The sequence below is a fragment of the bacterium genome (assembly GCA_024228115.1).
Classification (GTDB): Bacteria; Myxococcota_A; UBA9160; order UBA9160; family UBA6930.
This window is the reverse complement of record JAAETT010000185.1, coordinates 1-1,762: the sequence shown is the minus strand read 5'-3', so window position 1 is coordinate 1,762 and position 1,762 is coordinate 1. Positions and strand designations below refer to the sequence as shown.

At 24.3% G+C, this 1,762-nt stretch carries 2 protein-coding genes and 1 pseudogene; all 3 read right to left on the bottom strand.

Annotation, left to right across the window (positions count from 1 at the left end; genetic code table 11):
- Positions 1-165 precede the first annotated feature (165 nt).
- Positions 166-597: a hypothetical protein gene (locus GY937_09295; protein ID MCP5056902.1), complete on the bottom strand. Its 432-nt coding sequence runs from the start codon at positions 595-597 to the stop codon at positions 166-168.
- Between the two features lie 129 nt (positions 598-726).
- On the bottom strand, positions 727-855 hold the full coding sequence (locus tag GY937_09290) for a hypothetical protein (protein MCP5056901.1): 129 nt from the start codon (positions 853-855) through the stop codon (positions 727-729).
- A gap of 420 nt (positions 856-1,275) precedes the next feature.
- Positions 1,276-1,485, bottom strand: a pseudogene (locus GY937_09285) (cytochrome c oxidase subunit I).
- Between the last annotated feature and the right edge of the window lie 277 nt (positions 1,486-1,762).

Genomic DNA, 1,762 nt, shown 5'->3' with positions numbered 1-1,762 from the left:
GAGAATAGAGAATAACGTTTTTATTAATATGCATTGCATTATATTTGTTAATCATGTTCTGCATTAATAAATTAAATACCTATCATAAATATAAATATAATAATCATATAAACGAAGATAACTAAATAAACTCCTATCAAATAAACATCACAATCTCAACAATCCCTAATATATAGATATACTAAACAATATCACAACCATTATAGACCCACCAATCCCTAAACTAGATAAACTAAAATAATTAATACTAAAAATACGATAATCATATATTCTTCGTGGAATATTTAATAAACCTAAATAATGCATAGGCATAAATATAATATTAGAAGTAAATAATAAATAAATAAATCCTAATAATGAATATTGATTGGCATATAAATTATTCATACTAAAGAAGTTACAATAATTATAATATGCTCCTAAAAAACTATATAATGCACCTAAAGAAAGTACATAATGAAAATGTCCTACTACAAAATATGAATCATGTATAAGAGTATCTATAACACAACTAGCTAATAATAAACCAGTAAATCCTCCAAAACTAAAACTAAATATAAATCCTATTATATAATATAAAGGAGTAATATAAAATATACATCCTGATCATATCGTAGCTCATCAATTTAATATTTTAATTGCTGTAGGAATTGCAATAATAGAAGTTGCTGAAGTAAAATAAGTTCTTGTATCAACATCAAAACCAACTATAAACATATGATGTCCTCAAACTATACAACCTAATATCCCAATTATACCTAATGCCAACAACATAGAATCCCGAGCAAAAATAATACTCTGACTAAACTTAGAAAGAATTTCAGAAATTAATCCAAAACCAGGTAAAATTAATATATATACCTCAGGATGTCCAAAAAATCAAAATAAATGCTGAAATAATAATACATCACCTCCTCTTATAATATCAAAGAAAGACCCATTAAAATGTCTATCAAAAATAACCATCGTAATACATGCTGCAAGTACTGGAAGAGATAAAATTAATAATAAAGATGTAATAAATATTGATCAAGGAAATAAAGGTAAATAAATATAAGCAGATAAAATTGAAAGATTTGATGACTTTAATAAAGTTACAATAAAATTAATAGATCCTAATAAAGAAGATAATCCTATTAGATGAAGACTAAAAAACATCATGTCAATACTATAATAATTAATAAAAGACAATGGAACATAAAATGTTCATCCTGCATTAACACCTCCATCTAAAAATACTGAAATAAATACAATAAAAAACGAATCAATAACTAATCATAAAGAGAGAGCATTTAAACGAGGAAAAATCATATCTGAAGAACATATCATTAAGGGAATCAATAAATTACCAAGTCCTCCTATCAATAAAGGCATAATCATAAAAAATATCATAAAAATACCATGAAAAGTAATACAAGAATTATAAGTAAAAGATGAACAAATAATAAATCCAGGTAATCCTAATTCAATTCTAATAATAATTGATAATCCTCAACCAAGAGAACCACCAATAAAACCAAACATCATATACAATAAACCAATAAAGATATGGTTAGTAGAAAGAAGATAAAGAATATGCATTGTAATAAATGAAAGACGAATAATAAAGAGATAAATCCAATAATGCAGAACATGATTAACAAATATAATGCAATGCATATTAATAAAAACGTTATTCTCTATTCTCTAACGTTATTCCTATGATATAGATTAAGAGGATCTAAGTTTAATATTTAATCATTAATTATGGTTCTTCGTTTTC